Here is an 18,762-nt window from a genome sequence, read left to right as displayed (position 1 = left end):
TTGACTCGGCCACACCGAGCCGGTAAACCTCTTGGTTATAGAACCGAGAGGTTATAGACAGTGCACATCGATCTGGACGCCACCTTCGCGGCGCTGGCCGACCCGACCCGACGGGCCATCCTCGCCCGGCTGGCCGGCGGCGAAGCGACCGTCACCGAACTCGCCGCGCCCTTCGCGATGAGTCAACCGGCGATCTCCAAGCACCTGCGGGTGCTCGAACGGGCCGGACTGATCAGCCGGACCCAGGTGGCGCAGCGACGCCCGTGCCGGCTGGAGGCGGGGCCGCTGCAGGAAGCCACCGCCTGGCTCGCGGCGTACCGCGAGCACTGGGCGCAGCGCTACCAGCGACTCGACGAACTGCTCGACGAACTGCGCGCGGGCGAGGAGGCCAGGGCGGGCGAGGAGGCCGACGCGGCCGAGCAGGCCAGGGCGGCCGAGCGGAGAGGCGGCGAGACGACGTGATCGACGACCACCTCGTCGTCGAGACACCCGGTGATCGGGAGATCGTGCTCAGCCGGATGTTCGACGCGCCCGCGCGGCTGGTCTTCGCCGCCTTCACCCGCCCCGACCTGCTGGTTCGCTGGTACGGCGCAGGCGGCTGGCGGCTGGTCGAGTGCGCGGTGGACCTGCGGGTGGGCGGGTACTGGCGATTCGTCTCCCAGGGGCCGGACGGGCAGCGGATGGGCCAGAGTGGGCACTACCGGCAGATCACACCGCCCCACCGCCTCGTCTACACCGAACTCTTCGACGACCAGTCGTACCCCGGGGAGACCCTGGTCGGCCACGACTTCACCGAACTGGCCGGGCGGACCACCGTCACCACCACGCTGCGCTTCGACACCCCGGACGGGCGGGCCACGGCACTGCGCTACCCGATGGCCCGCGGCGTCACCGAGAGCTACCTCCGGCTCGCCGAGTTGTTGGCGACGACAGCAGAAGGAAGATCATGAACTGGACCCTGGAAGTGGTGGTCGTGCCGGTCTCCGACGTGGACCGGGCCAAGGCGTTCTACGCCGACCAGGTCGGCTTCGTCGTCGACCACGACACCGTGATCAACGACGAGGCGCGGATCGTGCAGCTGACCCCACCCGGCTCGGGCTGCTCGATCGTGATCGGCAAGGGGGTCGTGCCGGACATGCCGCCGGGATCGTTGCAGGGGCTCCAACTCGTCGTACCGGACGTGCACGAGGCCCGCGCCGAGCTGCTCGACCGGGGCGTCGAGGTGAGCGAGGTCCAGGTGGTCGGGAAGAACCCGCGCCCGGTACCGGACCCGCTGGACAACGTCGGTTTCGTCTTCTTCGCCGACCCGGACGGCAACGCCTGGGCGGTGCAGCAGATCTCCAGCCGGGGTTGACGCCCAGGTCACAACCGGCGCGGACCGGTGTCGGGGCGGGCCGCCGCCGAGCCGATCCGGACGGTGGCGTGCAGCACCGACAGGCCGTCCGGGCGGGCCAGCACCGGGTTCAGCGTCAGGGCGCGGACCCGGGGCTGCTCGTCGGCCAGCCGCCCCACCCGCAGCAGCAGGTCGGCCAGGGCAGCGGTGTCCACCGGGGCGGCCCCCCGGTGTGCGCGCAGCAGCGGCGCCGCCCGGGGCGCCTCGACCAGTTCGGCGGCGTCGCGGTCGGTCAGCGGCACCGCCCGCCAGGCCCGGTCACCGAGCAACTCGGTGGCGACCCCGCCCAGTCCGAACCCGACGACCGGCCCGAAGGCCGGATCCTCCACCAGCTCCACCACGCAGGCCACCCCGGGCGGGACCATCGGCTGCACCAGCACGTCCGTGCCGAACGCCGCCGCCAGTTCCGCGTACGTCCGGCGTACGGCAGCGACGTCGGCCAGGTCGAGCCGTACCGCACCGAGGTCGAGCCGGTGCCGCAACCCACCCGCGGCAACCTTCAGCGCCACCGGGAAACCGAGCCGCTGCGCCGCCGCGACCGCCTCCTGCGCCGAGCCGACCCGGACCGACTCGACCACCTCGATGCCGTACGCGGCGAGCAACGCCGACCCGTCGGCGCCGTCGCCGCGCAGTGCCGCCTGCGCCGCAGCCGGGTCGACCCGGGGCAGCTCAGGTAGCGCCCCGGGCGGCCGACGCAGCCACTCCGCGTACGCGGTGACCCGGGCCAGGGCGCGTACCGCCTCCTCCACGCTCGGATACGCGGGCACGCCGGCCGGCGCCCGGCCGACCAGGAAGGTCGCCACCGCCGGCTTGGTGGCGGTCCGCGCGGCGGGCAGCGCGGCGGCGAAGTCCGCCTCGGTGCCGGTGAACTGGCCGGGCAGCGGCGGCGCGAAGAGGACCACCAGCGCGTCGACGCGCTCGTCGGCGGCGGCCGCGGCGAGCGCCTCGGCGAACTCGGCCGCGCTGGCCCGTGGCCCGACGTCACGGGGGTAGCCCGGTGCGACGGTCAGCCCCTGGGCGGCGCAGGCGGTGGCCGCCAGGCCGGTCAACGCCGAGGAGTTGCCCACCACACCGACCCGGTCACCGGCAGGCAGCGGCTGGTTGGCCAGCAGCACCCCGACGTCGAGCAGCTCGGCGACGGTGTCCACCCGGATCACCCCGGACTGGGCGAACAGTGCGCTCACCGCCAGCTCGTCCGGGCCGGCGGAGTCGCCCACCCCCGGTGGGCGGGCCGGCGAGGCCAACGCCACCACCGGCTTGTCCCGTCCGATGCGCCGGGCCAGCCGGGCGAACTTGCGCGGATTGCCGAAGGTCTCCAGGTACAGCATGATCACGTCGGTGGCCGGGTCGTCCTGCCAGTACTGCAGCAGGTCGTTGCCGGAGACGTCGGCCCGGTTACCGGCCGAGACGAAGCTGGACAGGCCGAGGCCACGGCGGTTCGCCTCGGCCAGCAGCGCCACCCCGAAGGCACCGGACTGGCTGAAGATGCCGACCCGGCCCGGCACCGGCAGGCGCGGGGCGAGGGTGGCGTTGAGGCGTACCGCCGGATCGGTGTTCGCCACCCCCAGGCAGTTCGGGCCGATCACCCGCATGCCCGCGGCGTGCGCCGCGCGGACCAGGGCCCGCTGCGTTGCGGCGCCCGCGACGCCCGACTCCGCGAAGCCGGCGGAGATGACCACCAGGCCGTGCACCCCGGCCGCGGCGGCGTCCGCGACCACCTCGTGCGCGGACTCCGGCGGCACCGCCACGATCGCCACGTCGACCGGCAACCCGGCGTCGGCCGCCGACGGGTACGCGGGCAGCCCGGCGACCCGCACCGCGCTGGGGTGCACCGGCACCACCGCGCCGGTGAAACCGCCGTCCCGCAGGTGCCCGAGCACCGCCGCACCGACCCCCTGACCGGTGGCGCTGGCCCCGTAGACGGCGACACCGCGGGGCGCCAGCAGCCGGGCGATGGAGCGGGCCTCGGTGCGGTGCTCACGCCCACGCTGCACCTCCAGGGTCGCCTCGGTCGGGGCGATCGGGAAGGTCAGGTGCACCACGCCGTCGGCGAACTGCCGCTGGAGTTGGTACCCGAAGTCGGCGAAGACCCGCAGCATGGCCCCGTTGGCCGGCAGCACCTCGGCGACGAAGTTGACGATGCCGGCCCGCCGGGCGGCGTCGGCGAGGTGTTCCAGCAGCACGGACCCGATGCCCCGCCCCTGGTAGGCGTCCTCGACCACGAAGGCCACCTCGGCGTCGGGCGCGGCCGGGCCGAGCCGTTCGTACCGCCCGACGGCCACGATCCGCTCGCCGGCCAGCACCACGAACGCCTCCCGGTCGACGTGGTCGACGTTGACGAAGCGCTGTAGGTCCCGCTCCGGGATGCGCGGGTACGGCGAGAAGTAACGCAGGTAGCGGGTGCGCTCGGAGAACCGGGAGTGCATGGCGACGACCGCCGGAGCGTCGGCGGGGCGGATCGGTCGCAATTGGACGGTGCTGCCGTCGCTGAGCAGTACGTCGACGGCTTGTTCGGCTGTGGTCACCTCGGGCGGCCCTCCCCCGGCCGGCTCAGTCGCGCGGATCGTACGGATCGAGGCCGAGCAGCGGGAAGACGGCCTTGCGGGTCGCCGCGATCGCCCGGTCCACCGGGCTCGGCTCACCGGTGGGCTGCCACGGCTCGTACCCCGGGTCGACGTCGTCGGTCATCCGCAACGGCACGTCGAGGCCGGGGCGGCGGGCCGCGGCCAACTCCCGCCACGCCGGTGGGGTCGGCGTGGCCGGTTCCAGCGGCGCGCCGGTGGCCACCGCCAACAGGTGCGCCCAGGCCCGGGGCACCACCTCCACCAGCGCGTACCCGCCACCGCCGGTGGCCACCCAGCGGCCGTCGCACAGCTCGTCGGCGAGCGCCCGCAGCGCCAGGTAGGTGGCCCGCTGCCCGTCCACCGACAGGTGCAGGTCGGCGAGCGGGTCGACGCGGTGGGCGTCCGCACCGCACTGGGTGAACAGCAGTTGGGGACGGAAGGCGCGCAGCACCGACGGGACGACCGCGTGGAAGGCGCGCTGCCAGTCGGCGTCCGCGGCGCCCGGCGGCAGCGCGATGTTGACCGCGGTGCCCTCGGCGCCCGGGCCGCCGGTCTCGTCCGGAAAGCCGGTGCCGGGGAACAACGCCAGCGGGGTCTCGTGCAGGCTGACGGTCAGCACCCGCGGATCGTCCCAGAAGATCTGCTGCACCCCGTCGCCGTGGTGCACGTCGACGTCCACGTACGCGATCCGCTCGGCGCCCAAGTCGAGCAGGCGGGCGATGGCTACCGCCGGGTCGTTGTAGACGCAGAACCCGGCGGCCCGGGCCGGCATCGCGTGGTGCAGGCCGCCGGCCACGTTCACCGCCCGGCGGGCCGCACCCCGCCACACCGCCTCGGCGGCGGCCACGGTCGCCCCGGCGACCAGGGCGCTCGACTCGTGCATCCCGTCGAAGACCGGGTTGTCCGAGGTGCCGAGCCCGAAGCCGGCGAAGAGCGGCTCCCGGGGGGCGATCCGCACCGCGTCCAGGTAGCGCGGGTCGTGCACCCGGGTCAGCAGCGCGTCGTCGGCCGGCGTGGGCCGCACCATCCGCACCCCGGGTCGGCGCAGGATGCCGAGTTCCCGGGCGAGCGCGACGGTCAGCTCCACCCGCACCGGATCGAGCGGGTGGTCTCCGAGGTCGTAGGCGAGCAGCGCCTCGTCCCACACCACCACCGTGTCGTCGGACATCTGCCCATGGTCGCACGCGGTCGGCTGGTCGGCCGGTCAGGCGTCGGCCGTACCGGAGGTGGCCACCGGGCGGTCCGGGTCGGCGACCCAGTTGCTCCAGGAGCCGACGTAGAGCGCCGCGTCCGGTCGGCCGGCGAGGTGCAGCGCGAGCACCGCCTGGGCGGCGGTCACCCCGGAGCCGCAGTACGCCCCGACCGGCGCGCCGGGAACGACCCCGGCGGCGGCGAACCGTTCACGCAGCACCTCGGCGGCGGGGAAGCGGCCCTCGGCGACGTACTCCGGCGCCGGCAGGTTCACCGCGCCCGGCACGTGACCGGCGACCGGGTCGACCGGCTCGTGCTCGCCCCGGTACCGCGGCGCGGCCCGCACGTCGAGCAGCAGACCGCTCTCGGCCGCGGCCAGCTCGGCGGCGCCGGCCGCGTCGAGCGCCGGCAGCGCACCGGGGCGGACGGTCAGGTCGCCCTCGGCCGGGTTCGGCTGCTCTGTGCTGGTCGGCAGGCCGGCGGCCAGCCAGGCCGGGTAGCCGCCGGTCAACACCCGTACCGGGCCGTGCCCGGCCCAGCGCAGCGTCCACCAGGCGCGGGCGGCGGACATGCCGTCCCCGCCGTCGTACACCACCACGGGGTGACCGGCGCGCACCCCGGCGGCCCGCAGCGCCGCCTGCAACGCGGCGGGGTCGGGCAGCGGGTGGCGGCCGGCCGGACCGGGCGGGCCGCAGAGTTCGGTGTCCAGGTCGACGAAGACCGCCCCCGGCAGGTGCCCCGCCCGGTAGTCGTCGCGGCCGGGCGGGCCGACCAGCCGCCAGCGGACGTCGAGCAGGGTGGGTGGGTCGGCCGTGTCGAGTTCGGCGGCGAGCCGCCCGGCCTCGACCAGAAGATCCTCGGTACCGGACATGAGGTCCAGTCAACACCATCGCCGGGGCCCGCCGCGGTTCGGCGACCGGCTGGGCAGGTGCGGCAGGGTACCATCGACCACTGGAGGGCCGCTGAAACCATGAAGTCTCACGACCTGGTCGATACGACCGAAATGTACCTGCGTACGATCCTCGAACTGGAGGAGGAGGGCGTGCCGCCGCTGCGCGCCCGGATCGCCGAACGGTTGCGCCAGAGCGGCCCCACCGTCAGCCAGACCGTCGCCCGGATGGAACGCGACGGCCTGCTCACCGTGGAGGGTGACCGGCACCTCACCCTCACCGCGCTGGGCCGCAACACCGCCGTGTCGGTGATGCGCAAGCACCGGCTAGCCGAGTTGCTGCTGGTCAACGTGATCGGGATGCCCTACGAGGAGGCCCACGAGGAGGCCTGCCGCTGGGAGCACGTGATGAGCGACGCGGTCGAGAAGCGGGTGTACGACCTGCTCAACCGGCCGACCCGGTCGCCGTACGGCAATCCGATCCCCGGCCTCGACGCCCTCGGCTCGCCCGGTCAGGCCGAGCCGGAGCCGATCGACGGTGAGCGCAACCTGGCCTTCCCCGGCCTCGCCGGCAAGGTCATCGTCCGGCGGATCTGCGAGAGCGTGCAGACCGACGCCGAGGTGCTCCGGCAGTTGCACGCCGCCGGCGTCGACCCGGGCGCCACCGTCACCGTGGCGCAGGAACGCGACGGGGTCTCCATCGACCGCTCCGGCGAGAGCGTCCGACTGCCCCGCGAGGTCGCCTCCCGGGTCTTCGTCGCCGCCACCTGAGCGCTCACGTCACGTACGGGCAGTGCCGGCAGCCCCGGCCACAGCAGGTGCCCCGGCGGGCCAGGAAGCCGGCCGTCAGCACGAACAAGCCGCTGGCCGGGTCGGGGTAGCCGGCCGCTCCGGCGGACAACGCGGCGGTGTGCGCGGCCAGGATCCGCGCCCGGTCCGGATGCCCGGGCGACAGCCGGGACGGATGCGGCTCGGTCAGGGGCCGATCCGCCAGGGGCAGGCGCTCTCCGCTCATCCGGGGCAGTCTAGGCACCGGCTGGGCGGGCGCATCCCGCCACCCGGTTGTCGATTCCCGCTGGCTCCCCCGGTCGCCGGGGCCGAGGATGAACAGCGACCCGAGGAGGAGCAACGATGCCCCAGTACGCAGTCCTGATCTACTCACCGGCCCCGGCCGACCCGCTGACACTCACGCCCGACTACGTGGCGCTGCTGGAGCAGTACCCGGCGCGGGTGGCGGAGCTGGGCGGGCAGATCGTCGCCGGGTACGCGTTGCAGCCGAGCACCGCGGCCACCGCGATCCGCGGCGACCTCGTCACCGACGGCCCGTTCATCGAGGCCAAGGAGGTGGTCGCCGGGTTCTTCGTGCTGGCGGCGCCGGACCTGGACGTCGCCCTGAAGATCGCCCAGCTCAACCCGGCCACCATCCACGGCGGGGTGGAGGTCCGGCCGCTGTTCGTGCCACCGGTCGAGTGAGCGGCGGCGAGCGCGGCGGTAAGCCGTCCACGACCGTCGAGGCCGAACGGGCCGTGGCCGACGCGCACCGCCGCGAATGGACCTTCGTTCTCGCCGCCACGGCCCGCGTCGCCGGTGACCTCGACCTCGCCGAGGAGTGCGTCCAGGAGGCGTACGTGGCCGCGCTCGACGCCTGGGCGCGAGACGGCGTACCGGACCGGCCCGGTGCGTGGCTCACCGCGACCGCCCGACGCAAGGCCGTCGACGTGCTGCGCCGACGGCAGGTGCTGCGCGCGAAACTGCCCCTGCTGGTGGAGCCCGAGGCCATCGAACCGGACATCCCGGACGAGGTGGCCGTACCGGACGACCGGTTGCGGCTGGTCTTCACCTGCTGCCATCCGGCGCTCGCCCGGGAGGCGCAGGTGGCGCTCACCCTGCGCCTGGTCTGCGGGGTGAGCACCGCCGACATCGCCCGCGTCTTCCTGGTCCCCGAACCGACCATGGCGGCCCGGATCACCCGCGCCAAGAAGAAGATCACCGCGGCCCGGATCCCCTACCGGGTACCCGAGGCCGCCGAGCTGCCCGGACGGCTGGACGCCGTGCTCACCGTCGTACACCTGCTCTACACCACCGGGCACACCGCCCCGACTGGCGGCGGCCTGGTCCACGCCGACCTGACCGCCCGCGCGCTGCACCTGGCAAGGACGCTGGCCACCCTGCTGCCCGACGAGCCGGAGGTACCCGGGCTGCTCGCGCTGCTGCTGCTCACCGACGCCCGCCGGGCCACCCGCGTCGACGCCGAGGGCCGGCTGCTGCGGCTGGCGGACCAGGACCGGTCCCGCTGGGACCGGGACGCCATCGACGAAGGGCACCGCCTGGTGCTCGACGCGTTCCGCACCGGACACCCCGGCCGGTACGCGGTGCAGGCCGCCATCGCCTCGCTGCACGCCCTGGCGCCCAGCTACGCCGCGACCGACTGGCCGCAGATCGTCCGGCTCTACGACACGCTGCTGGTCCGCTGGCCGTCACCGGTGGTCGCACTCAACCGGGCGGTGGCGGTGTCGATGGTAGACGGGCCCGAAGCGGCGCTGGCCGAGGTCGACGCCCTGGCACCGGACACCCGCCTCGCCGGCTACCACTACCTACCGGCGATCCGCGCCGAGCTGCTCGACCGCCTCGATCGCCGGGCCGAGGCCGCCGAGTCCTATCGCACCGCCCTGGCGCTTGTCGACAACGACGCCGAACGTGCCTTTCTCACCACCCGCCTGGCCGAACTCACCCCGCCCCGGTGACCCCACCCACCGGGAGCACCGAGGTCCGGACAGCGGGCGGCCCCGGACGAACCGTCGTCCGGGGCCGCTCGTTCGGGTGGCTGTCGGTCAGCTGCAACCGCTGGTGGAGCCGCAGCCCTCGCAGACGTAGCAGCTACCGGCCGGGCGCATCTTCGTACCGCAGGTGAAGCAGAGCGGTGCGTCGGCGGCCTTGCCGATCACGGCCTCCAGCAGTTCGGTGCTGGAACCGACCGACGGTGCCGGCTTGACCGCGGCGACGTCGGCGAGTTCCTGGGCCGGCTGGGCGATCGGGCCGGACTTCGGCTCCTCCGGCTTGACCTCCACCGGAGCGGAGGCGGCCATCGCGGTCAGGTCCGTGCCGTTGGCCTCCGCCTCGGCCTCGGCGGCCAGCTGGGCGGCCCGCTCCTTGGCGGTGAAGATGCCGATCTCGGCACGGCGCTCGTAGGGCAGGAAGTCCAGCGCCAGACGACGGAAGATGTAGTCCATCACCGAGGCGGCCATCCGCACGTCCGGGTCGTCGGTCATGCCGGCCGGCTCGAAGCGCATGTTGGTGAACTTGCTGACGTACGTCTCCAGCGGAACGCCGTACTGCAGGCCGATGGAGATGGCCACCGAGAAGGCGTCCATCACGCCGGCCAGGGTGGAGCCCTGCTTGGACATCTTGAGGAAGACCTCGCCGAGGCCGTCGTCCGGGTAGGACGAGGCGGTGAGGTAGCCCTCGGCGCCGCCGACGGAGAAGGAGATGGTCTCCGAGGGACGCTTCTTCGGCAGCCGCTTGCGCACCGGGCGGTACTCGACGACCTTCTCCACGACCTTCTCGACCTCGGTGCTGACCGGGGCCGGCTCGGCGGCCTTGTTGGGCTTCGCCACCGACAGCGGCTGGCCGACCTTGCAGTTGTCCCGGTAGATCGCCAGCGCCTTGAGGCCGAGCTTCCAGCCCTCGAAGTAGATCTTCTCGACGTCCTCGACGGTCGCCTGCTCCGGCATGTTGACGGTCTTGGAGATGGCACCGGAGATGAACGGCTGGACCGCCGCCATCATCCGGACGTGCCCCATCGGCGCGATGGACCGCTCACCCATGGCGCAGTCGAAGACCGGGTAGTGCTCCGGCTTGAGGCCGGGGGCGTCGATGACGTGGCCGTGGTCGGCGATGTGCTCGACGATCGCCTCGACCTGCTCCTCGGGGTAGCCGAGGCTACGCAGGGCGCGCGGCACGGTCTGGTTGACGATCTGCATCGAGCCGCCGCCGACCAGCTTCTTGAACTTGACCAGCGCCAGGTCCGGCTCCACGCCGGTGGTGTCGCAGTCCATCATCAGGCCGATGGTGCCGGTCGGGGCGAGGACGCTGGCCTGCGAGTTCCGCCAGCCGAACTTGTCACCGAGTTTGTTGCCCTGGGTCCACTGCCTGGTGGCCTCGCGGACCACGGCGGTGGCCACCGTGCCGGTCGGCTTGATCTCGTCGTTGGCGGCGGCGTGCTTACGCATGACCCGCTTGTGCGGCTCGGCGTTGCGGGCGTAGCCGTCGTACGCGCCGACCACACCGGCCAGCTCGGCGGAGCGGCGGTACGCCGTGCCGTTCATCAACGAGGTGATCGCGGCGGCCAGGGAACGGCCCTGATCCGAGTCGTACGGCAGGCCGGAGGCCATCAGCAGGGCACCGAGGTTGGCGTAGCCGATGCCGAGCTGCCGGTACGCCCGGGTGGTCTCGCCGATCTTCTCGGTCGGGAAGTCGGCGAAGCAGATCGAGATGTCCATCGCGGTGATGACCATCTCGACGCTGCGGACGAACTTCTCCACCTCGAAGCCACCGTCGGCACGCAGGAACTTCATCAGGTTCAGCGAGGCCAGGTTGCACGAGGAGTTGTCCAGGTGCAGATACTCCGAGCACGGGTTCGACGCGGTGATCCGGCCGGTCTCCGGGCAGGTGTGCCAGTCGTTGATGGTGTCGTCGTACTGCAGGCCGGGGTCGGCGCACTCCCAGGCGGCCTGGGCGATGGTGCGGAACAGCCCCTTGGCGTCGATGGTCTCGATGGTCTGCCCGTCGAGCCGGCCGCGCAGGTCGAAGCCGCCGCCGTTCTCCACCGCGGTCATGAACTCGTCGGAGACCCGGACCGAGTTGTTGGCGTTCTGGTACTGCACGCTGACGATGTCGGCGCCGCCCAGGTCCATGTCGAACCCGGCATCACGCAGCGCGCGGATCTTGTCCTCCTCGCGCGCCTTGGTGACCACGAACTCCTGGATGTCCGGGTGGTCCACGTCGAGGATGACCATCTTCGCCGCGCGCCGGGTGGCACCGCCGGACTTGATGGTGCCGGCCGAGGCGTCCGCACCGCGCATGAAGCTGACCGGACCGGAGGCGTTGCCGCCGGAGGAGAGCAGCTCCCGGGAGGAGCGGATCCGGGAGAGGTTCACCCCGGATCCGGAGCCGCCCTTGAAGATCAGGCCCTCCTCCTTGTACCAGTCCAGGATGGAGTCCATCGAGTCGTCGACGGCGAGGATGAAGCAGGCGCTGACCTGCTGCGGCGACGGCGTACCGACGTTGAACCAGACCGGCGAGTTGAAGCTGAACACCTGGTGCAGCAGCATCCAGGTCAGCTCGTGGGCGAAGACCTCGGCGTCGGCCGGGCTGGCGAAGTAGCCGTACTCCTCACCGGCGGTGCGGTAGGTGGTGACCACCCGGTCGATCAACTGCTTGAGCGACCACTCCCGCTCCGGGGTGCCCACCGCGCCCCGGAAGTACTTGGTGGTCACGATGTTGGCCGCGTTGACGCTCCAGCTCTCCGGGAACTCCACCCCGCGCTGCTCGAAGTTGATCGAGCCGTCCCGCCAGTTCGTCATCACGACGTCGCGCCGCTCCCAGGCGACCTCGTCGTACGGGTGGACGCCGGCGGTGGTCCAGACCCGCTCGACCTTGAGCCCCGCGCCCGCCTTGCTCCGTGCCCTGCTCGTTGTCACGCCATCCCCCGGCATCTCATCCGCCCCCTCGTCCGCGCGGCCCCGCGCGATCCGACTGTCACTAGCACTGAAGAAGTTCGTAAGTTCACTGCGCGGGGCCGGCGGCGGCGGTGGCCGCCTCGGCTCCCACGCCCGCACGGGCACGCGCGGCGGCCCGCAGCGTCTCGATCTCCCGCTCGAAGTCGGCGAGCGAGTCGAACGACCGGTAGACGCTGGCGAACCGCAGGTAGGCGACCTCGTCCAGGTCCCGCAGCGGGCCCAGGATGGCCAGGCCCACCTCGTGGCTGGGGATCTCGGCGGCCCCCTTGGCCCGGATGGTCTCCTCGACCCGCTGCGCCAGCAGCGCGATCGAGTCCTCGTCGACCGGACGTCCCTGGCACGACTTGCGCACCCCGCCGATGATCTTCGTGCGACTGAACGGCTCGGTCACCCCGCTGCGCTTGACCACCGCGAGCACCGCCTCCTCGACGGTGGTGAACCGCTTGCCGCACTCCGGGCAGGACCGCCGCCGACGGATCAGCTGGCCGTCGTCGGCCTCCCGCGAGTCGACCACCCGGGAGTCGGCGTGCCGGCAGTACGGACACCGCATTCGCCCGACCTCCTCGATCGATCACGGGGACACCCCGCCCGCCTCCGGGCACGCCGAATGGACGGCAGGGCCATCCCCGTAGGATGGCCGCCGGCTCGGCGGTACGGGAGTGCGGTCGGTAGTCGAACCCAACCTGTAGGCGACTTACGCCCGTGTGACTACTACATCTAGGGGTTGACCGTATGTCGCCAGCGATCCGCGGTCAAGTTGAACGGCGTGTCCGGCGCGTCACCCGACACCCCACCCGCTTCCCCCGTTCGCCGCAACCGGAGAGCCCAACGCCGACCGGTGGCCCCGGTTACCGTCCGCGCGCCATCGGATCCGCGACGCGCCGATCCGATCGAACACCCGTACGACCCGACGTACCATTTACCAGAACAGACGTACGACTGTCGCCCCTTTCCGGGTCGACGCGCGGAGAATAGGTCGTACAGATGTTTGAAAATGACCGATCTCACCTATACGGTCATGAACAGCCGGAGGCGACCATGGTCGACCAACTGTTCCGGCACCCACCGTACGCACCACGAGCCGCCGAGGCACCCAGCGCCGACCAGGGAGGACGGACGTGACCCAGGACCGGGCCAACCGGCCACAGAGCCCGCAGCAGAACAGCGAGGCGGGGCCGCCGGCGACCCGACGCCGCAGCGTCACCCGTGCCCGCACCGGGCAACCCGCCGTGCGCCCGGTGACCCCGGTGACCGGCTCCTACGCCGACCCGGCGACGGTCGACCTGACCGCCCGGCAGCGACGCATCCTCGACTTCATCCGCACCTGGGTGGAGCGGCACGGCTACCCGCCGAGCGTGCGCGAGATCGGCGAGGCGGTCGGGCTGGTCTCCCCGTCCAGCGTCGCCTACCAGCTCAAGGAGCTGGAGAAGAAGGGCTTCCTGCGGCGCGACCCGAACCGCCCGCGGGCGGTCGACGTACGCTCGCCCGGCGACGTCGACGACGAGCTGAGCCGCTCACAGCGTCCCACCCCGGCGTACGTGCCGATGCTCGGCCGGATCGCCGCCGGTGGGCCGATCCTCGCCGAGCAGTCGATGGAGGACGTCTTCCCGCTGCCCCGCGAGCTGGTCGGCGAGGGCGAGGTCTTCATGCTCCAGGTCAAGGGCGACTCGATGCTCGACGCCGCGATCTGCGACGGCGACTGGGTGGTCGTCCGGCAGCAGCCCACCGCCGACTCCGGTGAGATCGTCGCTGCCATGCTCGACGGCGAGGCGACCGTGAAGACCTACCGCCGACGCGACGGCCATGTCTGGCTGATGCCGCAGAACCCGGCCTTCGACCCGATCCCCGGTGACGACGCCACCATCATGGGTCGGGTCGTCGCCGTACTGCGCCGGATCTGACGCCCGGGCACCGCGACCGGTACCCGACCGCAGGTCAGTACCGGTCGCCCCGGTAGCCGTAGGTGCCGCCGGGCGGCTGGCCGTACGGCTCGGAGTTGTCCTCCCGGTAACGGCCCGACCGTCGACCACGGTGATCGGGGTCGACCGGGCCACCGCCCCGCCGGGGCGGCTCGGCACGGCCCCCGCCACGCGGCGGCTCCGCACGACCACCGCCAGCGCCGGGCGCGCCACCGGGTCGGCCGCCCCCACCGCCGCCGTAGACGCCACCACCGGCCGGCCGACCTCCGCCGCCACGTCCGCCGTAGACGGGTGCGGCCTCCCCGCCGGAGCGACCGCCACCCCCGCCGCCGTACATGCCGCCGGACGCCGGACGGGCACCGTTGCCCCCGCCGCCCCCGTAGACCGGCCCCGATCGGCCCCCGCCCGGGCGCTCACCGTTCGGCGAGCCGCCGTACCCGCCGGCGGCCGGAGCGCCGCCGTACACCCCGCCGCGTCCGCGGTCCTTCGCCCCACCGGGGCCGTCGTCCTTACCGGGGCCGTCGTCGTCCCGATCGCGGCCCTTACCGGCCGGGGCGGGTCGCTTGCGGGCCCGCAGGATGCCGAAGATGCCCGCGCCGACCAGCAACGCGCCGAGCACCCCCACGGAGGCGATCAGGTACGTGATGTCGTTGAGGGTCAACCCGTCGAGGAACGACTGGCCGGCGGACTTACGAGCCGCGTCCGGATCATCGGTCAGGTTCTTCGGGCCCTCGGTGGACGGGGCGTAGCTGAGGATGTCGACCGGCTCGTCGTCGTCCAGATGGCCGGCGTCGGAGACGGTCAGGAAGGTCTTCCCGTCGACGGAGTACGCGATGGCCTCGCCGAACGGGTCGGCCAACGCGGTGACCCGGGGCGTGCCGGTGGTCAGCGCGCCGACGATGTCGCCGTTCTGCACGTCGTACTCGAAGGCGTCGGCGTAGGTGCGCAGCACCACCCGGGAGCCGTCCGGCGAACGGGCGGCGCCGGTGATCGCCACGCGGCCGAAGGTGCTCAGCGGGTTCTCGGTGTCGGTCTTCGGCAGTTCCACCTCGCCGACCTTCTTCATCGGCACCGGCTCGGTGTCGCCCGTCTTCAACTCGCCGTCCGGGGTGAAGATCTCGGCCTTGCCGGCGGTCACCTTCGTGATGATCAGCGGCAGGTTGTCGTCGCCGATCACCAGTGCCTCGGCGTCGCGGGGCTTGCCGTCCGGGTACGACAGCCGGTGCAACTTCGGCTGCTGGTTGCCGCTGACCGGCATGCTCCAGACCGCCACCCGCTCGCGGCGCTGCCGGCTGGTGACGTTGTCACCGGTGTCGGCGATCCAGAGCGTCTTCTTGTCCGGCGAGACGGCGAGATCCTCGGTGTCGAAGGGCCCGGCGCCCGAGTACGGGACGTTGCGGACGACCTTGCAGTCCTTGTCGAGGTAGAAGACCTGCTTGCGATCGTCCCGGTCGGTGCTGTCGTTGATCACGATGTAGCCGGTGCGGGTGACCACCAGGCCCGACAACTCGCGCAGCCGCGGGTCGGTGACGCTGCACTGCTTCTTGCCCGCCTTCGCCAACGGAGACCCGAGCCCCGCCACCACCGCCGAGCCAGGTCCGGTCACCGCCGAGCCGGGGCCCGCCGCCACCGCCGGGCCGCCGCTACCGAGCGCGACGGACACCGCCCCGGAGGCGGGCGGCGGGGCCGCCACGGCGACACCGGTGACTGCCACGGTGGCCCCGAACAGGCCGAGCGCAACCGTGACCGAAGAAACAGTGCGGAGCATGAAAGAAGTGTCGCATGCCCGAAGTTTCCGCCGGGTGACGCCGCTTGAGCGTTACCCGGCGGTACGGACCGCCTGCACCGTGTCGCGGTACGGAGCCAGTTCGGCCGCGAGTGCCTCGTTGACCCGTACGTGCAGCATCGTCCCCTCCGGCAGGTGGGCGGTGCTGAGCACCTCGCCCTGTCGATGCACCCGGGCCACCAGGTCACCCCGGTCGTACGGCAGCACCGCGCGCACCTCGACCGCCGGACGGGGCAGCGACCGTTCGATGGTTTCGCGCAGCTCCTCGATGCCGCGACCGCGGTGCGCGGAGACGAACACCGCCTCCGGCCAGATCCGCTTGAGGTGCAGCAGGGTTTCCTCTTCGGCCGCGTCGGTCTTGTTGACCACCAGCAGCTCGGGCAGCCGGTCGGCGCCGACCTCGGCCAGCACCTCACGCACCGCCCGGACCTGCTCCTGCGGATCCGGATGGGTGCCGTCGACCACGTGCACCACCAGGTCGGCCTCGGCGACCTCCTCCAGCGTCGAGCGGAACGCCTCGACGATCTGGTGCGGCAGGTGCCGGACGAACCCGACCGTGTCGGAGAGGGTGTAGACCCGGCCGTCGGTCGTGGTGGCGCGGCGGGTGGTCGGATCCAGCGTGGCGAACAGCGCGTCCTCGACCAGCACACCCGCCCCGGTGAGCCGGTTGAGCAGGCTCGACTTGCCGGCGTTGGTGTAGCCGGCGATGGCCACCGCGGGCACCGCGTTCCGGGACCGGCGGGCCCGTTTGGTCTCGCGTACCGTGCTCATGGCCTTGATCTCCCGGCGCAGCCGGGCGATCCGGTGGCGGATGCGCCGCCGGTCCGTCTCCAGCTTGGTCTCACCCGGGCCACGCACACCCACGCCGCCGCCCGCGCCGCCACCGCGACCCGAACCACCGGTCTGCCGGGACAGCGTCTCGCCCCAACCACGCAGCCGGGGCAGCAGGTATTCCAGCTGGGCCAGCTCGACCTGCGCCCGACCCTCCTTGCTCTTGGCGTGCTGGGCGAAGATGTCCAGGATCAGCGCGGTGCGGTCGACCACCTTGACCTTGGTGCGCTGCTCCAGGTTGCGCAGCTGGGACGGGGAGAGTTCACCGTCGCAGATCACCGTGTCGGCGCCGGCGGCGAGCACCACCGCGCCGAGGTCGTCGACCTTGCCCCGGCCGATGTAGGTCGCCGGGTCGGGGCGGCTGCGCCGCTGGATCAGCCCTTCGAGCACCTGCGAGCCGGCCGTCTCGGCCAGCGCGGCGAGTTCGGTGAGGGAGTTGTCCGCGTCGGCCTGACTGCCCTCGGTCCAGACGCCCACCAGGACCACCCGCTCCAGCCGCAGCTGGCGGTACTCGACCTCGGTGACGTCGGTCAGTTCGGTGGAGAGGCCGGGGACCCGTCGCAACGCCTGCCGCTCGGAGAGTTCGTACTCACCGGTGGTGGTGTCTGGTTCGTCGTTGGGAACGTAGGTCTCCTGGTCTCGCAAGCGTCTCTCCCTGTCCGTTTCGGCGCACGTACCGATCAATCCTGACACGTGTCAACGCCCGTTGCACCTGCTATATGCCCACCGTCCGGCGCGGCAACAACGGGGGCGCCTGCTGACCGCCCGAGCAGGGCGAGTAGAAATGCGGACGAGCCGTTCAGCGCCGACGGAGGGACCAGCGTGGCCACCACTCGACTGCCCAGTGCCGGATTCTCGATCACGATCCGGATCGCCGTGCCCGCCGATGCCTCCTCGATCGGCCGCCTCACCACCTCGGTCGGTGAGGCGGGGGCGATCGTCACCGCACTGGACGTGGTCGACTCCGACCCGAACCACGTGATCGTCGACCTCACCTGCGACACCGCCGACTCCGGCCACGCCGACCAGGTGGTCGAGGCGCTGCGCGGGCTCGACGGCGTCGACGTGCGCAAGGTCTCCGACCGCACCTTCCTGCTGCACCTCGGCGGCAAGATCGAAGTGAGTCCGAAGGTCGCGCTGCGGACCCGCGACGAGCTGTCCCGGGCGTACACCCCGGGGGTGGCGCGGGTCTGCCAGGCGATCGCCGACAACCCGGCCGACGCCCGCCGGCTGACCATCAAGCGCAACACCGTCGCCGTGGTCAGCGACGGCTCGGCCGTGCTCGGGCTGGGCAACCTCGGGCCGGCCGCGTCGCTGCCGGTGATGGAGGGCAAGGCGGCGCTGTTCAAGCGCTTCGGTGGGGTGGACGCCTGGCCGGTGGTGCTGGACACCCAGGACACCGACGAGATCGTCGCCATCGTGAAGGCGATCGCGCCCGCGTACGGCGGGATCAACCTGGAGGACATCGCGGCTCCGCGCTGCTTCGAGATCGAGGCGCGGCTGCGCGAGGCGCTGGACATCCCGGTCTTCCACGACGACCAGCACGGCACCGCGATCTGCGTGCTGGCCGCGCTGACCAACGCGCTGCGGGTGGTCGGCAAGCAGCTCGCGGACGTACGGGTGGTGGTCTCCGGAGCCGGCGCGGCCGGCACCGCGATCATGAAGTTGCTGCTACGCCAGGGCGTCGGCGACATCATCGCGTACGACCGGCAGGGTGCCCTGCACCGCGGCCAGACCGGCCTGAACTCGGCCTGGCAGTGGCTGGCCGAGAACACCAACCGGGACGGCTACTCCGGTGACCTGGCCGGCGCGCTCGACGGCGCGGACGTCTTCATCGGGGTGAGCGCGCCGAACCTGCTCACCGGCGACGACATCGCCACCATGGCCAAGGACGCGATCGTCTTCGCGCTGGCCAACCCGGACCCGGAGGTCGATCCCCGGGAGGCCCGCAAGCACGCCGCCGTGGTCGCCACCGGCCGATCCGACCAGCCGAACCAGATCAACAACGTGCTCGCCTTCCCCGGCGTCTTCCGCGGCATGCTCGACGCCCACGCCGAGGAGTTCACCGAGGAGATGGCGCTCGCCGCCGCCCGGGCCATCGCCGACGTGGTCGGCGAGGAGAAGATCAACCCGACGGTCATCGTGCCCAGCGTCTTCGACTCCCGGGTCGCCCCGGCGGTCGCCGCCGCAGTCCGCGCCGCCGCCCAGAACCCGGCGATCACTCCCCCGCCGGCCGCCGACCCCGGCCCCGCCGACCTCCCCGAGATCGCCGCCACCGCCTCCGCCACCCCCTGACGGTCCCCCCACCCTCACCACCCACCCCCATCGGCGCCACCCGCCCTCGTCGCGCGACGATCACCCCCATCGCGCGACAGATCTTGCAGTTTCGGTCGGGGCAGAACGCCTGAAACTGGGCATTATCTCGACCGAAAGTGCAAGGTCGATGCGGCT

The 18,762-nt window shown here is 72.5% G+C and carries 16 protein-coding genes; 8 read left to right on the top strand and 8 right to left on the bottom strand.

What is annotated here, in order from left to right:
• The first annotated feature begins 60 nt into the window (after positions 1-60).
• From D2L64_RS04440 to D2L64_RS04430, 3 genes are read left to right on the top strand one after another with little or no spacing between them, the layout of a single operon-like run.
• Positions 61-462 carry an ArsR/SmtB family transcription factor gene (locus D2L64_RS04440; protein WP_119573369.1) on the top strand — a complete coding sequence of 134 codons (402 nt, stop codon included), beginning with the start codon at positions 61-63 and terminating at the stop codon, positions 460-462.
• A 56-nt stretch (positions 463-518) separates the two neighbouring features.
• On the top strand, positions 519-950 hold the full coding sequence (locus D2L64_RS04435; protein WP_199714408.1) for an SRPBCC family protein: 432 nt from the start codon (positions 519-521) through the stop codon (positions 948-950).
• A complete protein-coding gene (locus D2L64_RS04430) occupies positions 947-1,354 on the top strand; it encodes a VOC family protein (RefSeq protein WP_119573367.1) in 408 nt (135 codons plus the stop codon). The genes D2L64_RS04435 and D2L64_RS04430 overlap by 4 nt, the downstream gene beginning before the upstream one ends.
• Before the next feature lie 8 nt (positions 1,355-1,362).
• On the opposite strand, the gene D2L64_RS04425 is transcribed toward D2L64_RS04430, so the two are convergent.
• The 3 genes from D2L64_RS04425 to D2L64_RS04415 are packed head-to-tail and all read right to left on the bottom strand — an operon-like array spanning position 1,363 to position 6,019.
• The gene (locus D2L64_RS04425) at positions 1,363-3,918 is read right to left on the bottom strand and encodes a bifunctional acetate--CoA ligase family protein/GNAT family N-acetyltransferase (protein ID WP_119573366.1); all 2,556 of its coding nucleotides are present in this window, start codon (positions 3,916-3,918) and stop codon (positions 1,363-1,365) included.
• 25 nt (positions 3,919-3,943) lie between these two features.
• A complete protein-coding gene (locus tag D2L64_RS04420; RefSeq protein ID WP_119573365.1) occupies positions 3,944-5,125 on the bottom strand; it encodes an acetoin utilization protein AcuC in 1,182 nt (393 codons plus the stop codon).
• A gap of 36 nt (positions 5,126-5,161) precedes the next feature.
• Positions 5,162-6,019, bottom strand: a complete 858-nt coding sequence (locus D2L64_RS04415; RefSeq protein ID WP_119573364.1) for a sulfurtransferase — start codon at positions 6,017-6,019, stop codon at positions 5,162-5,164.
• Between the two features lie 99 nt (positions 6,020-6,118).
• Here D2L64_RS04415 and D2L64_RS04410 point away from each other — a divergent pair, with 99 nt between their 5' ends.
• Positions 6,119-6,808 (top strand): metal-dependent transcriptional regulator, encoded by a 690-nt coding sequence (locus D2L64_RS04410; RefSeq protein WP_119573362.1) that lies wholly within the window; start codon positions 6,119-6,121, stop codon positions 6,806-6,808.
• Positions 6,809-6,812: 4 nt separating this feature from the next.
• On the opposite strand, the gene D2L64_RS04405 is transcribed toward D2L64_RS04410, so the two are convergent.
• Positions 6,813-7,052: a DUF5522 domain-containing protein gene (locus tag D2L64_RS04405; protein WP_119573360.1), complete on the bottom strand. Its 240-nt coding sequence runs from the start codon at positions 7,050-7,052 to the stop codon at positions 6,813-6,815.
• A 116-nt stretch (positions 7,053-7,168) separates the two neighbouring features.
• Here D2L64_RS04405 and D2L64_RS04400 point away from each other — a divergent pair, with 116 nt between their 5' ends.
• Together D2L64_RS04400 and D2L64_RS04395 are read left to right on the top strand one after the other, a co-directional pair.
• Positions 7,169-7,510 (top strand): YciI family protein, encoded by a 342-nt coding sequence (locus D2L64_RS04400; protein ID WP_119573358.1) that lies wholly within the window; start codon positions 7,169-7,171, stop codon positions 7,508-7,510.
• A gap of 53 nt (positions 7,511-7,563) precedes the next feature.
• On the top strand, positions 7,564-8,781 hold the full coding sequence (locus D2L64_RS04395) for an RNA polymerase sigma factor (protein WP_233558766.1): 1,218 nt from the start codon (positions 7,564-7,566) through the stop codon (positions 8,779-8,781).
• An 87-nt stretch (positions 8,782-8,868) separates the two neighbouring features.
• Here D2L64_RS04395 and D2L64_RS04390 read toward each other — a convergent pair whose 3' ends face one another.
• Both D2L64_RS04390 and nrdR read right to left on the bottom strand, forming a co-directional pair.
• Complete coding sequence (locus D2L64_RS04390; protein WP_119573354.1) at positions 8,869-11,751, bottom strand: vitamin B12-dependent ribonucleotide reductase; 2,883 nt, start codon at positions 11,749-11,751, stop codon at positions 8,869-8,871.
• Between the two features lie 70 nt (positions 11,752-11,821).
• Positions 11,822-12,325 (bottom strand): transcriptional regulator NrdR, encoded by a 504-nt coding sequence (nrdR, locus tag D2L64_RS04385; RefSeq protein WP_119573352.1) that lies wholly within the window; start codon positions 12,323-12,325, stop codon positions 11,822-11,824.
• 568 nt (positions 12,326-12,893) lie between these two features.
• On the opposite strand from nrdR, the gene lexA reads away from it, so the two are divergent.
• Positions 12,894-13,676 (top strand): transcriptional repressor LexA, encoded by a 783-nt coding sequence (gene lexA / locus D2L64_RS04380; protein ID WP_119573350.1) that lies wholly within the window; start codon positions 12,894-12,896, stop codon positions 13,674-13,676.
• Positions 13,677-13,710: 34 nt separating this feature from the next.
• On the opposite strand, the gene D2L64_RS04375 is transcribed toward lexA, so the two are convergent.
• Positions 13,711-15,462: an SMP-30/gluconolactonase/LRE family protein gene (locus tag D2L64_RS04375; protein ID WP_119573348.1), complete on the bottom strand. Its 1,752-nt coding sequence runs from the start codon at positions 15,460-15,462 to the stop codon at positions 13,711-13,713.
• Between the two features lie 51 nt (positions 15,463-15,513).
• Entirely contained in the window at positions 15,514-16,956 is a 1,443-nt protein-coding gene (hflX, locus tag D2L64_RS04370) for a GTPase HflX (protein ID WP_119573346.1), read from the bottom strand.
• Between the two features lie 177 nt (positions 16,957-17,133).
• Here hflX and D2L64_RS04365 point away from each other — a divergent pair, with 177 nt between their 5' ends.
• Entirely contained in the window at positions 17,134-18,606 is a 1,473-nt protein-coding gene (locus D2L64_RS04365) for an NAD-dependent malic enzyme (RefSeq protein WP_119573344.1), read from the top strand.
• The last annotated feature ends 156 nt before the right edge of the window (positions 18,607-18,762 follow it).

Origin of the sequence: Micromonospora radicis, assembly GCF_003583405.1 — a bacterium.
GTDB classification, from domain to species: domain Bacteria; phylum Actinomycetota; class Actinomycetes; order Mycobacteriales; family Micromonosporaceae; genus Micromonospora; species Micromonospora radicis.
Note: the sequence above shows the minus strand (reverse complement) of the source record. Positions and strands in the feature narration are given on the sequence as shown.

Coding starts and splice junctions, on each gene's coding strand:
- D2L64_RS04420 (WP_119573365.1), bottom strand. CDS start 5,125: ATGTCCGACGACACGGTGGTGGTGTGGGACGAGGCGCTGCTCGCCTAC.
- D2L64_RS04415 (WP_119573364.1), bottom strand. CDS start 6,019: ATGTCCGGTACCGAGGATCTTCTGGTCGAGGCCGGGCGGCTCGCCGCC.
- D2L64_RS04400 (WP_119573358.1), top strand. CDS start 7,169: ATGCCCCAGTACGCAGTCCTGATCTACTCACCGGCCCCGGCCGACCCG.
- D2L64_RS04405 (WP_119573360.1), bottom strand. CDS start 7,052: ATGAGCGGAGAGCGCCTGCCCCTGGCGGATCGGCCCCTGACCGAGCCG.
- nrdR (WP_119573352.1), bottom strand. CDS start 12,325: ATGCGGTGTCCGTACTGCCGGCACGCCGACTCCCGGGTGGTCGACTCG.
- D2L64_RS04435 (WP_199714408.1), top strand. CDS start 519: ATGTTCGACGCGCCCGCGCGGCTGGTCTTCGCCGCCTTCACCCGCCCC.
- D2L64_RS04410 (WP_119573362.1), top strand. CDS start 6,119: ATGAAGTCTCACGACCTGGTCGATACGACCGAAATGTACCTGCGTACG.
- D2L64_RS04375 (WP_119573348.1), bottom strand. CDS start 15,462: ATGCTCCGCACTGTTTCTTCGGTCACGGTTGCGCTCGGCCTGTTCGGG.
- D2L64_RS04430 (WP_119573367.1), top strand. CDS start 947: ATGAACTGGACCCTGGAAGTGGTGGTCGTGCCGGTCTCCGACGTGGAC.
- D2L64_RS04390 (WP_119573354.1), bottom strand. CDS start 11,751: ATGCCGGGGGATGGCGTGACAACGAGCAGGGCACGGAGCAAGGCGGGC.